Annotated in this window: 16 protein-coding genes; 8 read left to right on the forward strand and 8 right to left on the reverse strand. The window is 63.1% G+C overall.

Going from position 1 to position 17,755, the window contains the following annotated elements; all coding sequences use genetic code 11:
- Positions 1–1,519: 1,519 nt before the first annotated feature.
- Positions 1,520–2,815, reverse strand: coding sequence for an amidase (locus DZG07_RS23150; RefSeq protein WP_119821120.1), 1,296 nt, complete (start codon positions 2,813–2,815; stop codon positions 1,520–1,522).
- A 162-nt stretch (positions 2,816–2,977) separates the two neighbouring features.
- Between DZG07_RS23150 and DZG07_RS23155 the strand changes: the two genes are divergently transcribed.
- A complete protein-coding gene (locus tag DZG07_RS23155) occupies positions 2,978–4,036 on the forward strand; it encodes a succinylglutamate desuccinylase/aspartoacylase family protein (RefSeq protein ID WP_119821122.1) in 1,059 nt (352 codons plus the stop codon).
- Between the two features lie 3 nt (positions 4,037–4,039).
- Here DZG07_RS23155 and DZG07_RS23160 read toward each other — a convergent pair whose 3' ends face one another.
- The 7 genes from DZG07_RS23160 to DZG07_RS23190 all read right to left on the reverse strand — a co-directional run bounded on the left by DZG07_RS23160 (position 4,040) and on the right by DZG07_RS23190 (position 10,762).
- Positions 4,040–5,125, reverse strand: a complete 1,086-nt coding sequence (locus DZG07_RS23160) for an ABC transporter ATP-binding protein (protein WP_119821123.1) — start codon at positions 5,123–5,125, stop codon at positions 4,040–4,042.
- Positions 5,125–6,234: an ABC transporter ATP-binding protein gene (locus tag DZG07_RS23165; RefSeq protein WP_119821125.1), complete on the reverse strand. Its 1,110-nt coding sequence runs from the start codon at positions 6,232–6,234 to the stop codon at positions 5,125–5,127. Before DZG07_RS23165 ends, DZG07_RS23160 begins: the two co-directional genes overlap by 1 nt.
- Complete coding sequence (locus DZG07_RS23170; RefSeq protein ID WP_119821127.1) at positions 6,231–6,440, reverse strand: hypothetical protein; 210 nt, start codon at positions 6,438–6,440, stop codon at positions 6,231–6,233. Before DZG07_RS23170 ends, DZG07_RS23165 begins: the two co-directional genes overlap by 4 nt.
- The gene (locus DZG07_RS23175; protein ID WP_091916479.1) at positions 6,437–7,396 is read right to left on the reverse strand and encodes a carbohydrate ABC transporter permease; all 960 of its coding nucleotides are present in this window, start codon (positions 7,394–7,396) and stop codon (positions 6,437–6,439) included. The genes DZG07_RS23170 and DZG07_RS23175 overlap by 4 nt, the downstream gene beginning before the upstream one ends.
- 1 nt (position 7,397) lies before the next feature.
- Positions 7,398–8,303 (reverse strand): sugar ABC transporter permease, encoded by a 906-nt coding sequence (locus DZG07_RS23180; protein ID WP_091916472.1) that lies wholly within the window; start codon positions 8,301–8,303, stop codon positions 7,398–7,400.
- A gap of 129 nt (positions 8,304–8,432) precedes the next feature.
- Positions 8,433–9,743 (reverse strand): extracellular solute-binding protein, encoded by a 1,311-nt coding sequence (locus DZG07_RS23185; protein WP_091916471.1) that lies wholly within the window; start codon positions 9,741–9,743, stop codon positions 8,433–8,435.
- Positions 9,744–10,123: 380 nt separating this feature from the next.
- The gene (locus DZG07_RS23190) at positions 10,124–10,762 is read right to left on the reverse strand and encodes a TetR/AcrR family transcriptional regulator (protein WP_162931704.1); all 639 of its coding nucleotides are present in this window, start codon (positions 10,760–10,762) and stop codon (positions 10,124–10,126) included.
- A 109-nt stretch (positions 10,763–10,871) separates the two neighbouring features.
- Between DZG07_RS23190 and DZG07_RS23195 the strand changes: the two genes are divergently transcribed.
- The 7 genes from DZG07_RS23195 (at position 10,872) to phnE (DZG07_RS23225) (ending at position 17,749) form a co-directional block, all read left to right on the forward strand.
- Entirely contained in the window at positions 10,872–12,068 is a 1,197-nt protein-coding gene (locus DZG07_RS23195; protein ID WP_119821131.1) for a Tm-1-like ATP-binding domain-containing protein, read from the forward strand.
- A 7-nt stretch (positions 12,069–12,075) separates the two neighbouring features.
- Positions 12,076–12,927: a phosphoenolpyruvate hydrolase family protein gene (locus tag DZG07_RS23200; RefSeq protein WP_119821133.1), complete on the forward strand. Its 852-nt coding sequence runs from the start codon at positions 12,076–12,078 to the stop codon at positions 12,925–12,927.
- 15 nt (positions 12,928–12,942) lie between these two features.
- Positions 12,943–13,359, forward strand: a complete 417-nt coding sequence (locus DZG07_RS23205) for a cupin domain-containing protein (protein ID WP_091916465.1) — start codon at positions 12,943–12,945, stop codon at positions 13,357–13,359.
- Between the two features lie 168 nt (positions 13,360–13,527).
- Positions 13,528–14,370 carry a phosphonate ABC transporter ATP-binding protein gene (gene phnC / locus DZG07_RS23210; RefSeq protein ID WP_197716894.1) on the forward strand — a complete coding sequence of 281 codons (843 nt, stop codon included), beginning with the start codon at positions 13,528–13,530 and terminating at the stop codon, positions 14,368–14,370.
- A gap of 85 nt (positions 14,371–14,455) precedes the next feature.
- Positions 14,456–15,373, forward strand: coding sequence for a phosphonate ABC transporter substrate-binding protein (gene phnD / locus DZG07_RS23215; protein ID WP_119821137.1), 918 nt, complete (start codon positions 14,456–14,458; stop codon positions 15,371–15,373).
- Positions 15,374–15,446: 73 nt separating this feature from the next.
- A complete protein-coding gene (phnE, locus tag DZG07_RS23220) occupies positions 15,447–16,409 on the forward strand; it encodes a phosphonate ABC transporter, permease protein PhnE (protein WP_119821139.1) in 963 nt (320 codons plus the stop codon).
- Positions 16,410–16,411: 2 nt separating this feature from the next.
- Positions 16,412–17,749, forward strand: a complete 1,338-nt coding sequence (gene phnE / locus DZG07_RS23225; RefSeq protein ID WP_119821141.1) for a phosphonate ABC transporter, permease protein PhnE — start codon at positions 16,412–16,414, stop codon at positions 17,747–17,749.
- The last annotated feature ends 6 nt before the right edge of the window (positions 17,750–17,755 follow it).

A 17,755-nucleotide genomic window follows, 5' to 3' on the forward strand; every position in this document is an offset into this window, starting at 1 on the left:
GTGGCCCGTAGGGCCGGGAGGGGTCGCTGCGGCAGTGCTCGACGTTTGTTTTGCGTTGAGTTCGGCATGAACGACCCCCTCTGGCGCTTCGCGCCCCGGCCCTACGCTAAGGCTCCGGGCGTTCGTCACTCGAAAAGCCAAATCGTTGGCTTTTCGTCCGCTGCGCGGACCGTTCCTCACCCCCCTCGAGGGGGGAGAATAGGCCGGCGCGCTTCATCCCCACCCTCCCTCATCCTGAGGTGCGAGCGCCAGCGAGCCTCGAAGGACGCACCTATTCATCGCCACGCCTGCTTTCGCATCTGGCCATTGTCAAAGAGCCGGGAAGCGGGGCGCTTGGCCGTGCCTTCCTAATGTTAGTACGTGGCGCAGCTTCCGCGCCCCGCTCGGTGTCTGTCCCGAAGTCGGCCGGTCACAACGCCCGCTCCATGTACATTCCATGGACAAGACGCCGCGGCTTCTCCGCATCCTGCGCGATCTGCCCTTGGTCCTTCCGCCACAAGCTTATCGCTTGCAGCTTCCAGCCAGGGCATGCGGCCGCAGGACGCCGGCCTGTGTCGGGCCCTCGGGTTCCTGGCTACCACACCAGGGCGGGAGGTCACCGCCGCTCTCCCCGATCCCGGTTCCAGAACCCGGTCCCGCAAGAGCGATGAGGGGATTATGCGGGAAGTGTCTTGGGGTGGGGAAAGATTGGGGGTGAAAAAATATGTGGGGTGAGTGGAAACAATGGGTTGGCGGGGAATCGGGTGAAAATCTTTCCCCCACGGTTTCCGCTGGTTTCAGCTTCGGTAGTTCTGCACCGCTGCGGCCTTCATCGATGTTCCGGCATGGATTCCCGACACTCTCCGCTCGTTCCTCGCTCACGAGGTCGAGAATGACGAGCTTGTTGTTTGCCCGGGCGGCAAGCCGCCAACGTTGGAGATGCGCCGAGCTTGCTGGTTGCCCGGCGGCAAGCCGCCGACGGTGGAGATGGGCGGAGCTCGTTGGTTGCCTCGCCGCAAATCGTCCGAAATCGGCAGCGATTCTTAGCTGCCGTGCCGGCAACTCACCAAGGCCGAAGATTAGCGGCAAGCCCAAATGCAATTCGTCATTCTCGACCTCGTGAGCGAGGAACGAGCGGAGAGTGTCGGGAATCCATGCCGGAACGGAGAAGCGTTTCGACGGTACAGAATGCGCGTCAACATCAGGACCGGGCTGCGCCTGACGATGCTCGGAATGGGTCCCGGATAACCTCCGCTTCGCTCCGGTTTCCGGGATGACGACTTCATGGTTGGCGCCGCCAATCGCCAGGGTTGACGTTTGAAGTGCCGTCCCTCCCTTCGTCATCCCGGGCGCAGCACGAGCGGAGCGAATGCGGGGGTCGCTCTTGCGACGGATTCATGCCGGAACGGCGGAGAGCTTCGGCGGTGCAGAATACATCACCGTCAGGACCGGGGCGCACTTGACGATGCTGCGGCCAATGGGTCCCGGATAAGCTGCGTTCCGCTCCGGTTTCCGGGATGACGACTTCACCAACCGCCCATCACCCCAGCACTGCCTCCACAGTCGCCGCGATGGCGAGGAGGCGGTGGTCGTGGCCGTGGCGGGCGAAGAGCATCAGGCCGGCGGGTAGGCTCATTCCGGGCATGGGCAGCGAAATCGATGTCAGGTCGAACTGGTTGGCGACCTGCGGGTTGCGCAGCAGAAGGCCGTCCGCACGATCCTGAAGCGCGCGGTCGTTTTCCAGCGGCGCGATTTCGGGCGCAACAATCGGGACCGTCGGCAGTGCCAGGACATCGAGAGGCGCAAGCCGCGCATCCATGGCGCGGGCGAGTTCGTTGCGTCGCTTGATGAGCCTGATGTAGGCCGAGGCGGATACCGACAGGCGGCGCGCCAGCGGTCCCGCGACACGCGGCTCGACCTGCGCGGCGATCTTGGGATCGGCCAGCCAATCGGCATGAACCGATGCTGCCTCGATGCCTGCTATGGTGCCATCTTTGGTGGCGTCGATCATGGCATCGACGAGGTCGTCGATTGCGTGATCGATCAGGCGTGCACCGGCTTTCTCGAGCAAGTTCAGGGATCGTTGGAAGCCGCTTGCCACGGCAGGTTCCAGCCCTTCCAGAAGGCGGCCCTTCGGCACGCCCAGGCGCAGGCCTGCAAGCGGCAAAGGAGCAAGCGTGGCGGGTTCGCCGCTCGCCATGATAGCGTCGGCCAGCGCGCAATCCGCGACGGTCCTGGCCAGCGGGCCGACAGAATCCAGCGAGAAGGACAGCGGGAAGACGCCGTCGAGCGGCACGCGGCCAGCCGTCGGCTTGAAGCCGACGACGCCGTTGAGGGCTGCCGGGATGCGCACGGAGCCGCCGGTGTCCGAGCCGATGGCGATTTCGCTGGTGCCTTCGGCTGCCGAAACGCCGGCGCCCGAAGACGAGCCGCCGGGGATGCGGGCCGGATCGGCGGCGTTGCCCGGCGTGCCGAAATGCGGATTGATGCCGACGGCGGTGAAGGCGAATTCGGTCATGGCCGTCTTGCCGATGATGACCGCGCCGGCCTGACGGAGACGGCGCACGACCACGGCGTCCCGCTCTGCCGGCGGCGCATCGCGGCGGATGGCGGAGCCGGCAAGGGTGGGCTCGCCGGCGACGTCGAACAGGTCCTTGATCGAAACGATTTTTCCATCCAGCGGCCCGAGCGAGACGCCCGCCTTGCGGCGTGCATCCGAGGCATCGGCGGCTGCGCGTGCGGCCTCGGGATAAAGCTTGGTGAAGACGCGCTCTTCGGCGGCGCGCATGGACAGGCGGGCAAGGATGGCCTCGAGGCGGTCGCGTGATGAAGGCATGGCTCTCCCGGCTTGCTTCGGCCCCCAGCTGCTCGATACAAGGGCGCAGGCGCGTCATAAGGCGCACAGGCTGTCCTTCGATTCAACCGGGTTTCGCGAAGAATCGATTGTGGCAAGCGGAGCGCCAAACAGGACAGACGCCGCAACAAAACGGGAAGCGCGATGCAGAAAACGATCGAGACGATAAAGGGCAATGACGACGGGGCGAACTATGAATTTCCCGTCTTTCGCATCGCCGGTTCATCGCCGGACGCGCCGTCGGCCTATATCCAGGCAGCCCTGCACAGCGATGAACTGCCTGGCGTGGTGGCGATCGATGCGCTGATGCCGAAGCTGCGCAAGGCCGAAGTCGAAGGCCGGATACGCGGCACGCTGACCATCGTGCCGCGCGCCAATCCGGTCGGCCGGGCGCAGCAGTTTTTCGGCTCACCCCAGGGCCGTTTCCATCTCGGCACGCGAACCAATTTCAACCGCGACTTCCCCCTGATCGGCCGTCCGGATGCCGGCCTGCTGCCCGGCGACGAAAAGCCTATGAACGCAGACCAGCAGCTCAAGGCCCGGCTGCTGAAACTGTCGCTCGGGCACGACATCGTGCTTGACCTTCACTGCGATGACGAAGGCCTGCCCTATCTCTACATCCAGAAGGAACTGTGGCCGGCGATGGCGGATTGCGCCGCCTGCATGGGCGTGGACGCGGTCATATTGTGGAGCGATGCTTCGGGCGCCTCCTTCGACGAGGCAGCGCTCTACCCCTATCTGCAGCTGCCGGCCGGGGAAGCAAAACTGGAGCGGCGCGCCGTGACCACGGTGGAGTATCGCGGCATTCTCGATGTGGACGCCGGTCATGCCCAGGCCGATGCCGAGGGGCTTTATCGGCTGCTGGTGGCGCGCGGTGTGGTCGAGGACAAGTCGGTGGCCACAGTCACGGAATTCAAGGGCGAGGTCGCGCCGATCGATCATATCGACATGGTGCCCTCGCCCTGCGCCGGCGCCGTCCTTTACGATGTAAAACCCGGCGATCGCGTGACGGCCGGCCAGCGCATAGCGACGATCATTACCGCCCCGGGCGAGGAAGGCGGGCGCGTGGAGGTGCTTGCGCCGCAGGCGGGTTTCATCCTGACGCGGCGGGCCTCGCGCGCGACGCTGGCGGGGGGCGATCTGGTCAAGCTGGTGGGCGACCGTCGCAGCACTGATGCGCGATCAGGCGCGCTGGAGGCTTAGAAATCAGCCGGCGTGGCGCAGGCTGACGCCGCTGGCGCGATCGAACAGCACGACCTTGTTCGGGTTCCAGGCAAACCGCACCGCATCTTCCAGCGCGACGTCGGTGCGGGCCGGAACGGTGGCGCGCAACATGGTGTCACCGACGCGCAAGGTCAGGATTTTTTCGACGCCGTGATTTTCGACATCGTGTACCCTGGCTTCCACCGGCGCGCCGGCTTCCAGATGCAGGTCCTCCGGGCGGATACCGAAGACGAGCGGGCGGTCCCCTTCCGCCGCGCTCGTCCCGGTCGCCCCCGCGAAAGGCAGTTCGAAATCCTTCTGCGTCATGACGGCCTTGCCCGAACGCAGTTCACCCTCGATCAGGTTCATCGGCGGTGAGCCGACGGAGCGGGCAACGAAGGTGTTGAGCGGGTTGTTGTAGATTTCGTTCGGGGTGCCGACCTGGACGAGATGGCCTTCGTTGAGCACGCCGATCTTGTCGCCCATCGACATGGCCTCGATCTGATCGTGGGTGACGAACAGGAAGGTCGCGCCGAGATTGATCTGCAGGTTCTTGAGCTCCGTACGCAGCGCCTCGCGCAGCTTGGCGTCGAGCGCCGACAGCGGTTCGTCCATCAGGAAGACGCGCGGCTTGCGCACGATGGCACGGCCGATGGAAACGCGCTGCATTTCGCCGCCGGAGAGACGGTCGGTCTTGCGGTCGAGCAGGTGTTCGATGCGCAGTGTCTTGGCGACGCGGTTGACGCGCTCGTCGATCTCGGCGCGGTCGAGGCGGCGGATCTTCGGCTTGAGCGGGAATTCGAGGTTTTCGCGCACGGTGTAGCGCGGATAGAGCGAGTATTGCTGGAGCACCAGCGCCACGTCGCGCTCAGCCGCGCCCCATGGACCGACATCGATGCCGTCGATGAAGATGTTGCCCTCGGTCGGCGTTTCGAGACCGGAGATCAGGCGCAGCGTCGTCGTCTTGCCGGCACCCGTCTGGCCGAGAAGGACGAAGAATTCGCCATCCTGGATTTCGAGGTCGAGGCCCTTCAACGCGGTATGAGCGCCGAACTTCTTGGTGATGTTTTTCAGCTGGATATGGGCCATCAGAGCCGAACTCCGAGCGAATTGCCGCTCTTGGTGTCGAAGAAATGCGCCTGGGTCGGGTCGATGCGGGCAAAGACCTTGTCACCGGCGCTGGCGACGAAGCCGCTGCGCGTGCGGGCGCGCAGCATCTGCGAGCCGAGCTTCAGGTCGACGATGTCATAGGAGCCGAGCGGTTCGATGATCTGCGCCTCGACCGGCAGGAAACCTTCGCACGCCTGATGCTCGACCATGACGCCTTCCGGGCGGATGCCGAGCGCGAGGCTGCCATTGGCGCCCTTGAGGCGGTCGATCTTGCCGAGAAGCTCAGTGGGGAAGGCAAAACCCTTTTCGGCGCCATCGACGGTGACGCGGGCCGAGCCCCCCTCCTCCGAGACCTGGGCCTTGGCGATGTTCATGACCGGGCTGCCGACGAATTGCGCGACGAAGAGATTGGCCGGATAGGAGTAAACTTCCGACGGCGTGCCGACCTGCTGGAGGATGCCTTCATGCATGATGACGATGCGGTCGGCGAGGCTCATCGCCTCGACCTGGTCGTGGGTGACATAGATGGTGGTCGAGCCCTGCTCCAGATGCAGCCGCTTGATCTCGGCCCGCATCTCCTCGCGCAGCTTGGCGTCGAGCGCGCCGATCGGTTCGTCCATCAGCATGGCTTTCGGCCGTCGAACCAGCGCACGGCCGATCGCCACGCGCTGCATGTCGCCGCCGGAAAGGGCGGAGGGCCTGCGGCTCAGGAGGTTGGTGATGCGCAGCACGCCGGCGATCCCGCGCACCGCCTTGTCGACCTCGCTGCGGCTCATATGTGTCGCCCGCAGCGGGAAAGCCATGTTCTCGTAGACCGTCATGTGCGGATAGAGCGAGAAGGACTGGAACACCATGGCGATGTCGCGGTCGGAGCATTTCAGGTGCTGGACCGCCTGGCCGTCTATGAGGATATCGCCCTCGTCGATCGTCTCCAGCCCGGCGATTGCGCGCAGGGTCGTCGTCTTGCCGCAGCCGGACTGGCCGAGCAGCACGATGAATTCGTTGTCCTCGATCTTGAGGTTGAGGTCCTTGATGACCTGAACGGCGCCGAAGAATTTCTGGACGCCGCGAAGTTCGATCTGGGTCACGAGTGGCCCTCCTTGCCGCGCGGGGCATCCACCTCGGTCACCACCTTGGAGCCGAACCAGTTGGTCAGCATGAAGGTGACCAATCCGATGATGATGACAGTCAGCCCGTAGCGATGCAGGAACAGGTTCCACGGCTGGCACAGGGCGACGATGCCCAGCACCATGACGATTTCGGCGATGCGCTGGAGGGTATCGCTGCGGATCATTTGCGGATCGCTCCGAAGGACATGCCGCGCAGCAGGTGGTTGCGCAGGAGGAAGGTGAAGATCGCGACCGGCAGCAGGAACAGGAAGGTTCCGGCGGCAATCACCGTCCAGTCGGGCAGGCCGGAGCCGACCTGCGACGGAATGAAGGGCGGCGCGGTCTGGGCGCGGCGGTTGGTCATGATCAGCGCGAAGGCGTATTCGTTCCACGCGGTGATGAAGCAGAACACGGCGGTGGCGGCGATGCCGGTCGCGGCTTCCGGCAGGACGATCTTGAAGAAGGCCTCCATGCGCGTATAGCCGTCGACAAGGGCCGCCTCCTCATACTCCTTGGGTATCTCGTCGATGAAGCCCTTCATCAGCCAGACCGAGAAGGAGAGGTTGAAAGCGGTGTAGAGGATGATGAGGCCCCAATGCGTGTCGTTGAGGCCGACGGCGCGATACATCAGGAACATCGGGATCGCCACCACGACAGGCGGCAGCATGCGCGTCGACAGGATGAAGAAGAGCAGGTCCGCCTCGCCCTTCACCTTGAAGCGGGAGAAGCCGTAGGCGGTGAAGGTGCCCATGCCGACCGCAAGCACGGTGGAGGTGATGGCCACGATCAGCGAGTTCATGAAGCGACTGGGATAACCGGAAAGCTGCACCTCGCCCCTGCCCGAGCGCACGACCTTTTCGCCGCCGTCATATATCATGCGTTCCCACCAGGGGGCGGCTTCATAGACTTCCGGCGTCGGCGCCTGCCTGATCTGCGAGCGCTTGGTGAAGAGCTTCACGAAGGGCGAAATCTCGGGCTCGAAGACCACTGTCGGCGGGATGGTGGTGGCAAGATTGCGCGGCTTGAAAGCCGTCGAGGCGATCCAGTAGATCGGCGCCAGAAAGATCAGCGTGACGATCAGGACGCCGACGATGGCGAGGCGGTTGAGCGCTATTTCGCCGCTGGTACGGACTGCGGCCATCTCAGCGCTCCTTCACCTTGTTCAGGTATTTCACGTAGATGTTGGTGATGGCGATGACCATGATCAGCACGATGTAGGCGAGCGCGCAGGAGCGGCCGGTCTGCCATTCCTGGAAAGCCATCTTGTAGAGCCGGATCGAGATGACCTCGGTGGTCGGCTGGCTGGTCAGGATGTAGGCCAGGTCGAAGGTCTTGAAGGCCTCCATGGTGCGGAAGATGATGGCGATCATCAGGATCGGCGCGACCAGCGGCAGCGTGATGCGGAAGAAGGTGTAGAACGAGCCGGCACGGTCGATTGCCGCGGCCTCGTAGAGATGCTTGGGCACCGCCGACAGGCCGGCGAGCGACAGCAACATGACGAAGGGCGACCACATCCAGATGTCGGTGATGGCGACCGCATAGAGCGCCATGTCGGGATTGGCCAGCCATTCGAAGGTGCCCAGGCCCAGCGCATAATTGATGATGCCGAAGGACGGATCGTAGAGCAGCTTCCAGAACAGGCCGACCACGGCCATGGAGAGCATCATCGGCAGAAGCAGGAGGGTGGTCAGCAATCCCTTGAAGGGGATGTGGCGGTTGAGCAGGAGGGCGACGCCAAAGCCGACAAGCACCTGCCCCGTGACCGAGACGATGACGTATTTGGCGGTGATGGCGAAGTTCGACCAGATGAAGGGGTCGTTGAGAAGCTCGCGGTAATTCTGCAGCCCGACGAAATTTCCCGCCGCGTTGGTGGAGGCGCGAAAATCCGTGAAGGAATAATAGAGCGAGTAGAGCAGCGGAAAGATGTTGAAGACGATCAGAAACAGGATCGTCGGGATGATGAAAAGATTGCGGATCGAGAGGTCGCTCATACCGCGCGCGGCGGCACGAGACGCAGGGTTCAGACTGGTCATGACTGCGGTCGCCAAGAAACTCTCCTCCTCTGAGAAGCTTCCGATGTTTTGTCCGCCGGACCCTGCGCTGTTGCCGCGCTTTGATGGACCTGACGAAAGAAAAGGAGGGGGCGCTATGGCACCCCCTCCAAGGGGTATGAGGCTTTATTGGCCGCGGCCGTATTTGGCGAAAGTCGCCTTCCAGTCGCCGGCCAGCGCGTCGAGCACTTCCTTCGACGTGCCCTCTCCGCCGACGATGTGCGGGTAGAGGCGCTGGTTCAGCTGCTGGAGCAGTTCGGCATATTCCGGCACGGCCCAGAAATCCTTCACCTTGAACATGGTCTCGTAGAAGGCCTTGTTGTAGGGCGTCGCATTCTGGAATTCGGCCGATTCAAGCACTGCCTTCGAGCAGGTGTAGCCGCCGAGTTCGGCCCACTTCTTCTGGGTGTCGTCCTTGATGAACCATTCGAGGAATTTCATCGCCTCTTCCTGGTTCTGCGAATAGGACACGATCGAGATGCCCTGCCCGCCAAGGGCCGCGAACTGATCGCCATCCGGGCCTGCCGGGTTGGCGAAGAAGCCGGTGTTCTTGGCATGCGGGTTGGTCGATTCGTTGAGCAGCGAGGGGAAGAAGGCGAAGTAGTTCATGCTCATCGCCGCCAGGCCTTCGGTGATGGCCTGGTTGTTCTCGACGAAGAAGGTCTTGGCCCAGCCCGGAGGCGTGAACTTGTAGAGTTCCTTGTAGGCGTCGAGGGCCGCTACCGCCTTGTCCGAGTTGATGATGCCGTCGACCTTGTAGGTCGAGTAATCGCCAAGCTCGCCGCCAAAGCTGAACAGCGCGTTTTCGAAGCCCATCGCCATCGCGTCATAGGAATTGTCGGTGTAGATGGCGATGCCGTAGCGCTTCTCGTCGGGGCGGTGGAAGAACTCGGCGATGTCGTGCAGCGCCTTCCAGTCCTTCGGCACGTCGAGCTCGTAGCCATATTTGGCCTTGAAGGCTTCCTTCTCCTTCGGGTCCTCGAACCAGTCCTTGCGATAGGACCAGCCGACGGCGTCGCCTTCGAGCGGGATCGCCCAGTACTTGCCGCTGTTGCCGGGATATTCGGCATAGGACTTGACCGTGGCAGGCGCCATGACCTCGCCGAGATTGTGCTTCTTGAAGAAGTCGGTCAGGTCGACATAGTGACCGCCGGTCGAGCCGGCGCCGAGCCATTGCGAGTCGCCGACGACCATGTCGTAGGCATCGCCCTTGGCGTTGAATTCGGTGAAGGCCTTGGTCTGGAAGTCGGCCCAGGGCGTCGTCTCGACGGTGACCTTGACGCCGGTTTCCTTCTCATACTCGTTGACGAGTTCCTGCAGGTAGTTGGCCGGATCCCATTCCGCCCAGAAGATGGTCAGTTCCTGTGAGAAAGCCGAAGTGCTGCAGGCTAGCGATAGGCCGATACCGGCAAGCAGGCCGGTCAATGTCTTGCGCATTATGCGTTCCTCCCGTGGTGCGCAACTCTACCTCTTGGTCGGGCAGCGCGCGGCGCTGCTCCGGGTAGTCTTTCAGTGCTGCTGCTTTGGGGCGCGGTCCTCCTCGACCTGCCCTGAACCGATTTAGGCGACAATGCCCAATCCGCTCCTCCTATGCATCTGGTATTACCAATTGGCGCTTTGCCGTCAAGTGGTTTCTTTGTGAGGGCCAGAGCCCAACTCGGCACGACTTCACAAGAATTTCATATTCATTCTGGCTCATCCATGCCTAAAAGCGATGAAAACTCGTTATAGACATAGACCACTAGCGACGCGGCAAAACATCAAATCTGGTAGAACCAGATTTGCAAGCCCGCTTCATGCAGACCAATGCCGCCTTTCTACGCCGCACTACCCTCGCTGATTGCAGCGCGCACAAGTGCTGCAGCCGCCCATTGCGCCACCGAGCGGGTTTCCTCGCTGCCCAAACCCCACATATCCTTCAGCACGATCAGCACTTCGACGCCGAAAACCAGCGAAAGCGACTGCGCCAGCCGCTCGCTTGCCGCGGGCGAGATCAAGCCGCCGAGCGGGGCGATCGCCTCACGCAGAAGCTCGACGCGATGGCCGCGCTTGAACTGAGGTTCCGTGCCCAATGTGCCGGCCTGGCGCTGCGCCCACTGGTCGAGCGACAGTTTCAGCGCCGCCTTGAAGGTGGCCTCGAATTCCTCGATGCGCGGCAGCGATGTGCCGATGAGATCGGCGACGCGTTCGCCGGTGTCTTTCGAGTTTGAGCGCCAGTCGAGGATCGGCCCAAGCCCCTCGTCGACCACGGCCTGCACGAGGGCGGCCTGGCTCGGGAAATAACGATAGGCCGTCGCACGCGATACGCCGGCGGCTTCCGCCGCCTCGCTGACCGAAGGCGTCGCGCCGGCCTGCATCAGCCGGATCGCCGTGTCGAGCATGAGCCGGCGCGTGCGCGCCCGGGGGCCGCGCTCGGCTTCTTCGACGATTTCAGCTTGTTGACGTGAGACTACCATATCAATACGATACGCGCGTCTCAAAAATTTGCAATGGCTGAAATCGGCTCATCGGACACATGACGGAGACGCCGCGACGGGGGAAAATGGTCGCGGCAGGGAGGGACCCGTGAAGCGCATCTATGTGGTCGGCACAGCCGACACAAAGGGCGAGGAGCTCGACTATCTCGCGGCACAGATCGCAGCACTTGGTGCCGCGCCGGTGCGGGTCGATGTCGGCACGACGCCTGCCGGAATCGCGGTGGAGATTTCCGCCGCCGAGGTCGCCCGGCATGGCACGGACACGACCCAGGCGGAACTCGCCAGCGGCGACCGTGGCCGCGCCGTGGCGGCGATGGCGGATGCGTTTTCGCGGTTCATCACGACGCGGAACGACATTGCCGGCATCATCGGCATAGGCGGCGGTGGCGGCACCTCGATCGTGACCGCCGGCATGCGCGAACTGCCGCTCGGCCTGCCCAAGATCATGGTCTCGACACTCGCCTCGGGCGACGTCTCGCCTTATGTCGGCGTATCCGACATCATCATGGTGCCGTCGATCACCGACCTTGCCGGGCTGAACCGCATCAGTCGCGTGGTGCTCTCCAATGCCGCGCAGGCGATCGCCGGCATGGCGGCCAATCCGGCCAGTATCGAGGATGGCAGGCCGGCGATCGGGTTGACGATGTTCGGGGTGACTACGCCGTGTGTGACGGCAATTTCGGAGCAGTTGCGCGACCGTTATGACTGCCTCGTCTTCCACGCCACCGGCACCGGCGGGCGGACGATGGAAAAGCTCGCAGACAGCGGGATGCTGGACGGCGTCATCGACATCACCACGACGGAAATCTGCGACCTGCTATTCGGCGGCGTGCTGGCTGCCGGCGAGGACAGGCTGGATGCGATCGCCCGGACCAGACTGCCCTATGTCGGCTCGGCCGGGGCGCTGGACATGGTGAATTTCTGGGCGCCGGAAACGGTGCCGGTGCGCTATCGCGAGCGGCTGTTCTACCAGCACAATTCCAACGTGACGCTGATGCGCACGACCGCCAATGAATGCCGCCAGATCGGCCAATGGATCGGCCGCAAGCTCAGCGCCTGCGAGGGGCCGATGCATTTTCTCATTCCCGAAAAAGGTGTTTCCGCGCTCGATATCGAGGGCGGCGCTTTCTTCGATCCGGAAGCCGACGCCGCACTCTTCGATGCCATCGAGACGAGCCTGAAGCCGGCACCCAACCGGCGCATCGAGCGCCTGCCGCTGCACATCAACGATCCCGAATTCGCGCAGGCTGCAGTTGCGGCCTTCCTCGCCATCGCAAAACAGTGAGACCAAAATGCCGGCTATCCCCCGCAAGAAAATCCTCGAAAAATTCCGCGACATGATCGAGCGTGGCGTGCCGATCGTCGGCGGCGGAGCGGGCACCGGCCTGTCGGCCAAGGCCGAGGAAGCCGGCGGCATCGACCTCATCATCATCTACAATTCGGGCCGCTACCGCATGGCCGGGCGCGGTTCGGCAGCGGGCCTGCTCGCCTATGGCAACGCCAACGAAATCGTCAAGGAAATGGCAGTCGAGGTGCTGCCGGTGGTCAGGCACACGCCGGTTCTGGCGGGTGTCAACGGCACCGACCCGTTCATCCTGATGCCGCGCTTCCTTGCCGAGCTCAGGGATATGGGATTTTCGGGCGTGCAGAACTTTCCGACCATCGGCCTGTTCGACGGCACGATGCGCCAGAGCTTCGAGGAGACCGGCATGGGCTACGGCCTCGAGGTCGACATGATCGCCGAGGCGCATGGGCTCGACCTCCTGACCACACCCTATGTGTTCAATCCCGACGAGGCCCGCGCCATGACCAAGGCGGGTGCCGACATCGTCGTTGCCCATATGGGCGTGACGACCGGCGGCTCGATCGGCGCGACTTCGGCCAAGACGCTGGACGATTGCGTCAAGGAAATCGACGCGATTGCCGAGGCAGCGCGCTCGACGCGCAAGGACGTCATCGTGCTTTGCCATGGCGGGCCGATCTCGATGCCGGAGGACGCACGCCACATCCTGGAAAATGCCAGCGGCTGCCACGGCTTCTACGGCGCGAGCTCGATGGAACGGCTGCCGGCTGAAGCCGCGATCCGTGACCAGACGGCGAGCTTCAAGGACCTGACGCTGATGCCGGCCGCGAACCAGAACTGAGGAGGAGTTTTGCCCATGAGCAAGGAACGCAATTTCGTCTATCCGAAGGACGTGAACACCTTCGCCTTCGACTGGGGCCGGCTGGCGCTGACCGTTGCGCCCGAGGTGAATGGTGCGGCGCGATTTTCCGGCGGCGTCGTCGACCTGCAGAAGGGCCAGGGCCATACGCGTCACAACCATCCGGGCGCGGAGGAGATCATCTTCGTGATTTCCGGCAGCGGCGAGCAGATGGTCGAGGACGAGGCCGGCAATCCGGTCGTGCAGAAGGTCGGGCCGGGCTGCACCGTCTATGTGCCGGAAAGCCGGTTCCATTCCACCACCAACACCGGCGACGGCCCGATGCAGCTTTTCGTCGTCTATTCACCCGCCGGGCCGGAACTGGCGCTGCGCGAACTGCCCGATTTCAGACTGGTCCCACCGGGCGCTGCCTGACGCTTTCAACCCCGCTTTCCCAGCGATTTCATCGATTGAAAGCAGTCATAATTGCCGTCACGACTGTGGAGCGTAACAAAACTGACATCGAACTGACACCGCGCTTTCATGTTGGTCCGGTAGCCAATTCTTCCCATGAGGCTGAAACAGCCGAACGGGAAAGTCGCCATGCTCGAAATCCGAAACGTCTCGCGCCGATTTGGCAAGAAGACCGCCGTTGACGGCGTCGCGCTGGAAATCCAGCAGGGCCAGATGGTTGGCATCATCGGCCGTTCCGGCGCCGGCAAATCGACGCTTCTGCGCATGATCAACCGTCTCATCGATCCCACCCAGGGGTCGATTTTTTTTGAGGGCGAGGAAGTGTCGGCTCATCGGGGCGCGACGCTGCGGCGATGGCAGCGCGACTGCGCCATGATCTTCCAGCAGTTCAACCTCGTGCCGCGCCTCGACGTGCTGACCAATGTCCTGCTCGGCCGGCTGAACCACCGTTCCACCGCACTGAACCTGCTCAGCATATTCTCGAACGAGGAGCGCGCCCAGGCGATCGCAGCGCTTGAGCGCCTTGATATCGCGCCGACCGCGCTTCAGCGCGCCGGCACGCTTTCGGGCGGCCAGCAGCAGCGCGTGGCTATTGCGCGCGCCTTGATGCAGCAGCCGAAACTGATCCTGGCCGACGAGCCGATCGCCTCGCTCGACCCGATGAACGCCAAGGTGGTGATGGATTCGCTGCGCGACATCAACCTCAAGGAAGGCATCACCGTCATCACCAATCTGCACACGCTGGACACGGCGCGGGCCTATTGCAACCGCATCATCGGCATGGCCGGCGGCAAGGTGGTGTTCGATGGCGCGCCTGAAAGCCTCACCCGCGAGGCCGTGCGCCTCGTCTATGGCGCCGATGCCAATGGCGAAGAAATCTCCGAGGCCATCACCTCGACCAGCATCCGCCCCGAGCGGTTGCGCAAACTCGAATCCGCCGGATCGCTCCAGCCCGCCTATGCCGGCCACTGAGCGTCCGTGATCGTTTCGCCCGCGTGAAGGGCCGGTTCTGCAAAAGACACATCGATATCAATTGGAATTAACAGGAGACACGTCCATGTTCCCAAGGAAAGCCCTTTTGGGCGCGGTTGCGCTCGCCACTCTGGCCGGCGCCACGGCAGCTCATGCCGATAGCCCGGAAGTCTTCCGCGTCGGCATTCTCGGCGGCGAAAACGAAGCCGACAGCCTGCGCAACTACCAGTGCCTCGCCGACACGCTTCCGGCCGCCATCGGCGTCAAGGAAGTGAAGCTTTTCCCGGCCACCGATTATGACGGCGTCATCCAGGGCCTGCTCGGCGGCACGCTCGACTACGCCGAACTCGGCGCCTCCGGCTATGCCAAGATCTACCTCGCCAACGCCGACGCGGTCGAGCCGATCCTGACCACCGTCCAGACCGACGGTTCGAAGGGCTATTATTCGATCATGGTCGCCCGCAAGGATTCGGGCATCAAGACGCTGGCCGACATGAAGGGCAAGAAGCTCGGCTTCGCCGACCCGGATTCGACCTCGGGCTACCTGATCCCCGTCACCTCGCTGCCCAAGGATATCGGCAACGTCGCGGTGAAGGATTATTTCGGCGAGACCGGCTTCGGCGGCGGCCATGAAAACCTGGTTCTGGCCGTCAAGGACGGCAAGTTCGATGCCGGCACCACCTTTGGCTCGGGCGTAGGCTCGTTCGACGAGGGCTACACCTCGGGCAACCTGCACAAGATGGTTTCCAAGGGCATGATCGACATGAAGGATTTTGTCGAGCTCTGGAAATCGCCGCTGATCCCGAACGGCCCGATCGTCGTGCGCACCGCGATCGACGCCGACATGAAGGCCAAATTCAAGCAGTTCATGGTCGACCTGCCGAAGACCGACCCGGCCTGCTTCTCCGCCATCCAGGGCGGCGACTTCACCAGCTACACCGAAGTGACGCCGGCCTTCTACCAGCCGATCATCGACGCCCGCAAGGCGCAGATCGGCGGCTAAGAACCCTCCTATAAGGCGGCCGGGCAATAAAATGCCCGGCCGTTTTTGCAATCTGATGTGAGTGGAAAGCGGCATGAGCCAGACTGTCCATACCGGCCTTTCCGCCGAGGGCCTTGCCATCGAGCGGCATTGGCGCGAGCTGGCCTCGCGGCGGCGCCTCTATTCGATCCTGATCGTCGGCGCTCTTGCCATCGCACTCGGCAGTTCGCTGTGGTTCGCCAATGAATCCAATGCCGGCAAATTCTTCGACCGGCTGCCGCATTTCTTCGATTTCGCCGGTGACATGCTGCCCCGCGACGGCTGGGAGGTGTGGCGCGCGATGTTCGACCTGCCCTCGCCCTATTTCGACGGCAGCCTGAAATACGATTATCCCGAAGGCCGCGTCTATCTGTTCGGCTCCGGCCTCTACGTGCCCGAATATTTCTACAAGATGCTGGAAACGCTGAACATCGCAGCCCTTTCCACGCTGATCGGCTTCGTCTTCGGCTTCATGCTCTGCTTCCTCGCCGCCAAGAACCTCGTTGCCAGCCGGATGCTGCGCTTCGTCGTGCGGCGCTACATGGAAGTGCTGCGCGCTTTCCCGGAAATCGTCATCGCCGGCTTCTTCGCCGCCGTGCTGTCGCTTGGCGCGATCCCAGCGATCTTCGCAGTCGGCATCCACACCATCGGCGCGCTCGGCAAACTGTTCTACGAGGTGGTCGAGAATGCCGACATGAAGGCCGAGGAAGGCCTGCGCGCTGTCGGCGCCAACTGGTTCGAGCGCGTCGGCTTCGCCATCGTGCCGCAGGTGATGCCGAATTTCATGTCCTATGCGTTGCTGCGGCTCGAGATCAATGTGCGCGCCTCGACCATCATCGGCGCGGTCGGTGGCGGCGGCATCGGCGAGGAGCTGCGGCTTTCGATCGGCCGCGGCCATGAGGCCAAGACGCTCGCCATCATCCTCCTGCTGTTCACCACCGTCGTCGCCGTAGACCAGTTCTCGGCCTGGCTGCGCCGCAAGCTTGTCGGTGCGCAATCCTTCGATTTCGGACGCTGACCATGGCAACCATGACCGCCGCACAACTCGCCGAGATCGAAAACCGTCACCCGGACGTGTTCCATCGCTCCCTGCTGAAGCGCTACACGCCGCTGTTCGTGGCGCTGGGGTGCCTGCTCTATGTCGTCTATTGCTGGTGGTTCTTTTCTATCGGCACGGTGATTGCCGGCGGCCAATGGGAGCGCGCCAATCTCTATGCGCGGCAATGGTATTCCTACGATCTGCGCCCGACGATCCGGTTCACCGGCACCGAGGCCAAGATCACCTATCCGCGCTATTCGCCGCTGGGTAACAATCCGAACCCGGACTGGGTGAACCAGGCCGGCGACAGGGTGACCGTGGATTTCGGCTCAAGCGGCAGCGTCAGCGCAGACAGCAAGCTGGTTACCGTCGACCATCGCGGCGAGACGCTGACCATGGTTCTGGAACCGGACGGCGCCAAGCCGCAAGGCGCGCTGCCCGGCTGGGCGACGTTGCGCGAGGATGAGGTGAAGGTCGATTTCGGCTTTGCCGGCGAGGCCCGCATCTCACCGGAGCGCGTATCGATCAGCCGCCGCTTCTTCGGTTGGCCGAACTTCGTGTTCGACCCGAACTCGCCTTTCTGGGGCAAATCGTTCTCCGAGGTGGCTGGGCTCATCACCTCGGGCGAGCGCATCAAGCCGGAAATGTCGAATGCGGCGCTTGCCTTCGACAACATCTGGAACAATTCGCAATGGCAGCATGGCGATGTCTGGACGAAGCTGTTGCAGACCATCGTCATGGCCTTCGTCGGCACGCTGTTCGCCTCCCTCATCGCCTTCCCGCTGGCCTTCATGGCGGCGCGCAACATCACGCCCAACTTCTTCGCCAACCAGCTGACCAAGCGCTTCTTCGACTTCCTGCGCTCGGTCGACATGCTGATCTGGGCGCTGTTTTTCACCCGCGCCTTCGGGCCGGGGCCGCTGGCCGGCATTTCCGCGATCTTCTTCACAGACACCGGCACGCTCGGGAAGGTCTATTCGGAGACGCTGGAAAATGTCGACGATAAGCAGCGCGAGGGCGTGCGCTCGGTGGGGGCTTCGCCGGTCGTCGTGCAGCGCTTCGGCGTGGTGCCGCAGGTGCTGCCGGTGTTTCTCAGCCAGGCGCTGTACTTCTGGGAATCCAACACACGCTCGGCAACTATTATTGGTGCCGTCGGCGCCGGCGGCATCGGGTTGAAGCTATGGGAGGCAATGCGCACCAATTCGAACTGGGCCAATGTCGCCTATATGGTGCTGCTGATCCTGATCGTGGTGTTCATCTTCGACAATATTTCCAACGCGCTGCGAAGACGGCTGATGGATGGTAACTCGGGGCATTGAGGGAGG

This window comes from Mesorhizobium sp. DCY119 (genome assembly GCF_003590645.1).
GTDB lineage: Bacteria > Pseudomonadota > Alphaproteobacteria > Rhizobiales > Rhizobiaceae > Mesorhizobium_M.

Excerpts from the sequence above, each read along its gene's own strand:
- DZG07_RS23150 (WP_119821120.1), bottom strand. The coding sequence starts at position 2,815 with ATGCCTTCATCACGCGACCGCCTCGAGGCCATCCTTGCCCGCCTGTCC.
- phnC (WP_197716894.1), top strand. The coding sequence starts at position 13,528 with ATGCTCGAAATCCGAAACGTCTCGCGCCGATTTGGCAAGAAGACCGCC.
- DZG07_RS23170 (WP_119821127.1), bottom strand. The coding sequence starts at position 6,440 with ATGATCCGCAGCGATACCCTCCAGCGCATCGCCGAAATCGTCATGGTG.
- DZG07_RS23155 (WP_119821122.1), top strand. The coding sequence starts at position 2,978 with ATGCAGAAAACGATCGAGACGATAAAGGGCAATGACGACGGGGCGAAC.
- DZG07_RS23160 (WP_119821123.1), bottom strand. The coding sequence starts at position 5,125 with ATGGCCCATATCCAGCTGAAAAACATCACCAAGAAGTTCGGCGCTCAT.
- DZG07_RS23175 (WP_091916479.1), bottom strand. The coding sequence starts at position 7,396 with ATGGCCGCAGTCCGTACCAGCGGCGAAATAGCGCTCAACCGCCTCGCC.
- phnE (WP_119821141.1), top strand. The coding sequence starts at position 16,412 with ATGGCAACCATGACCGCCGCACAACTCGCCGAGATCGAAAACCGTCAC.
- DZG07_RS23200 (WP_119821133.1), top strand. The coding sequence starts at position 12,076 with ATGCCGGCTATCCCCCGCAAGAAAATCCTCGAAAAATTCCGCGACATG.
- DZG07_RS23185 (WP_091916471.1), bottom strand. The coding sequence starts at position 9,743 with ATGCGCAAGACATTGACCGGCCTGCTTGCCGGTATCGGCCTATCGCTA.
- DZG07_RS23205 (WP_091916465.1), top strand. The coding sequence starts at position 12,943 with ATGAGCAAGGAACGCAATTTCGTCTATCCGAAGGACGTGAACACCTTC.
- phnE (WP_119821139.1), top strand. The coding sequence starts at position 15,447 with ATGAGCCAGACTGTCCATACCGGCCTTTCCGCCGAGGGCCTTGCCATC.
- phnD (WP_119821137.1), top strand. The coding sequence starts at position 14,456 with ATGTTCCCAAGGAAAGCCCTTTTGGGCGCGGTTGCGCTCGCCACTCTG.
- DZG07_RS23190 (WP_162931704.1), bottom strand. The coding sequence starts at position 10,762 with ATGGTAGTCTCACGTCAACAAGCTGAAATCGTCGAAGAAGCCGAGCGC.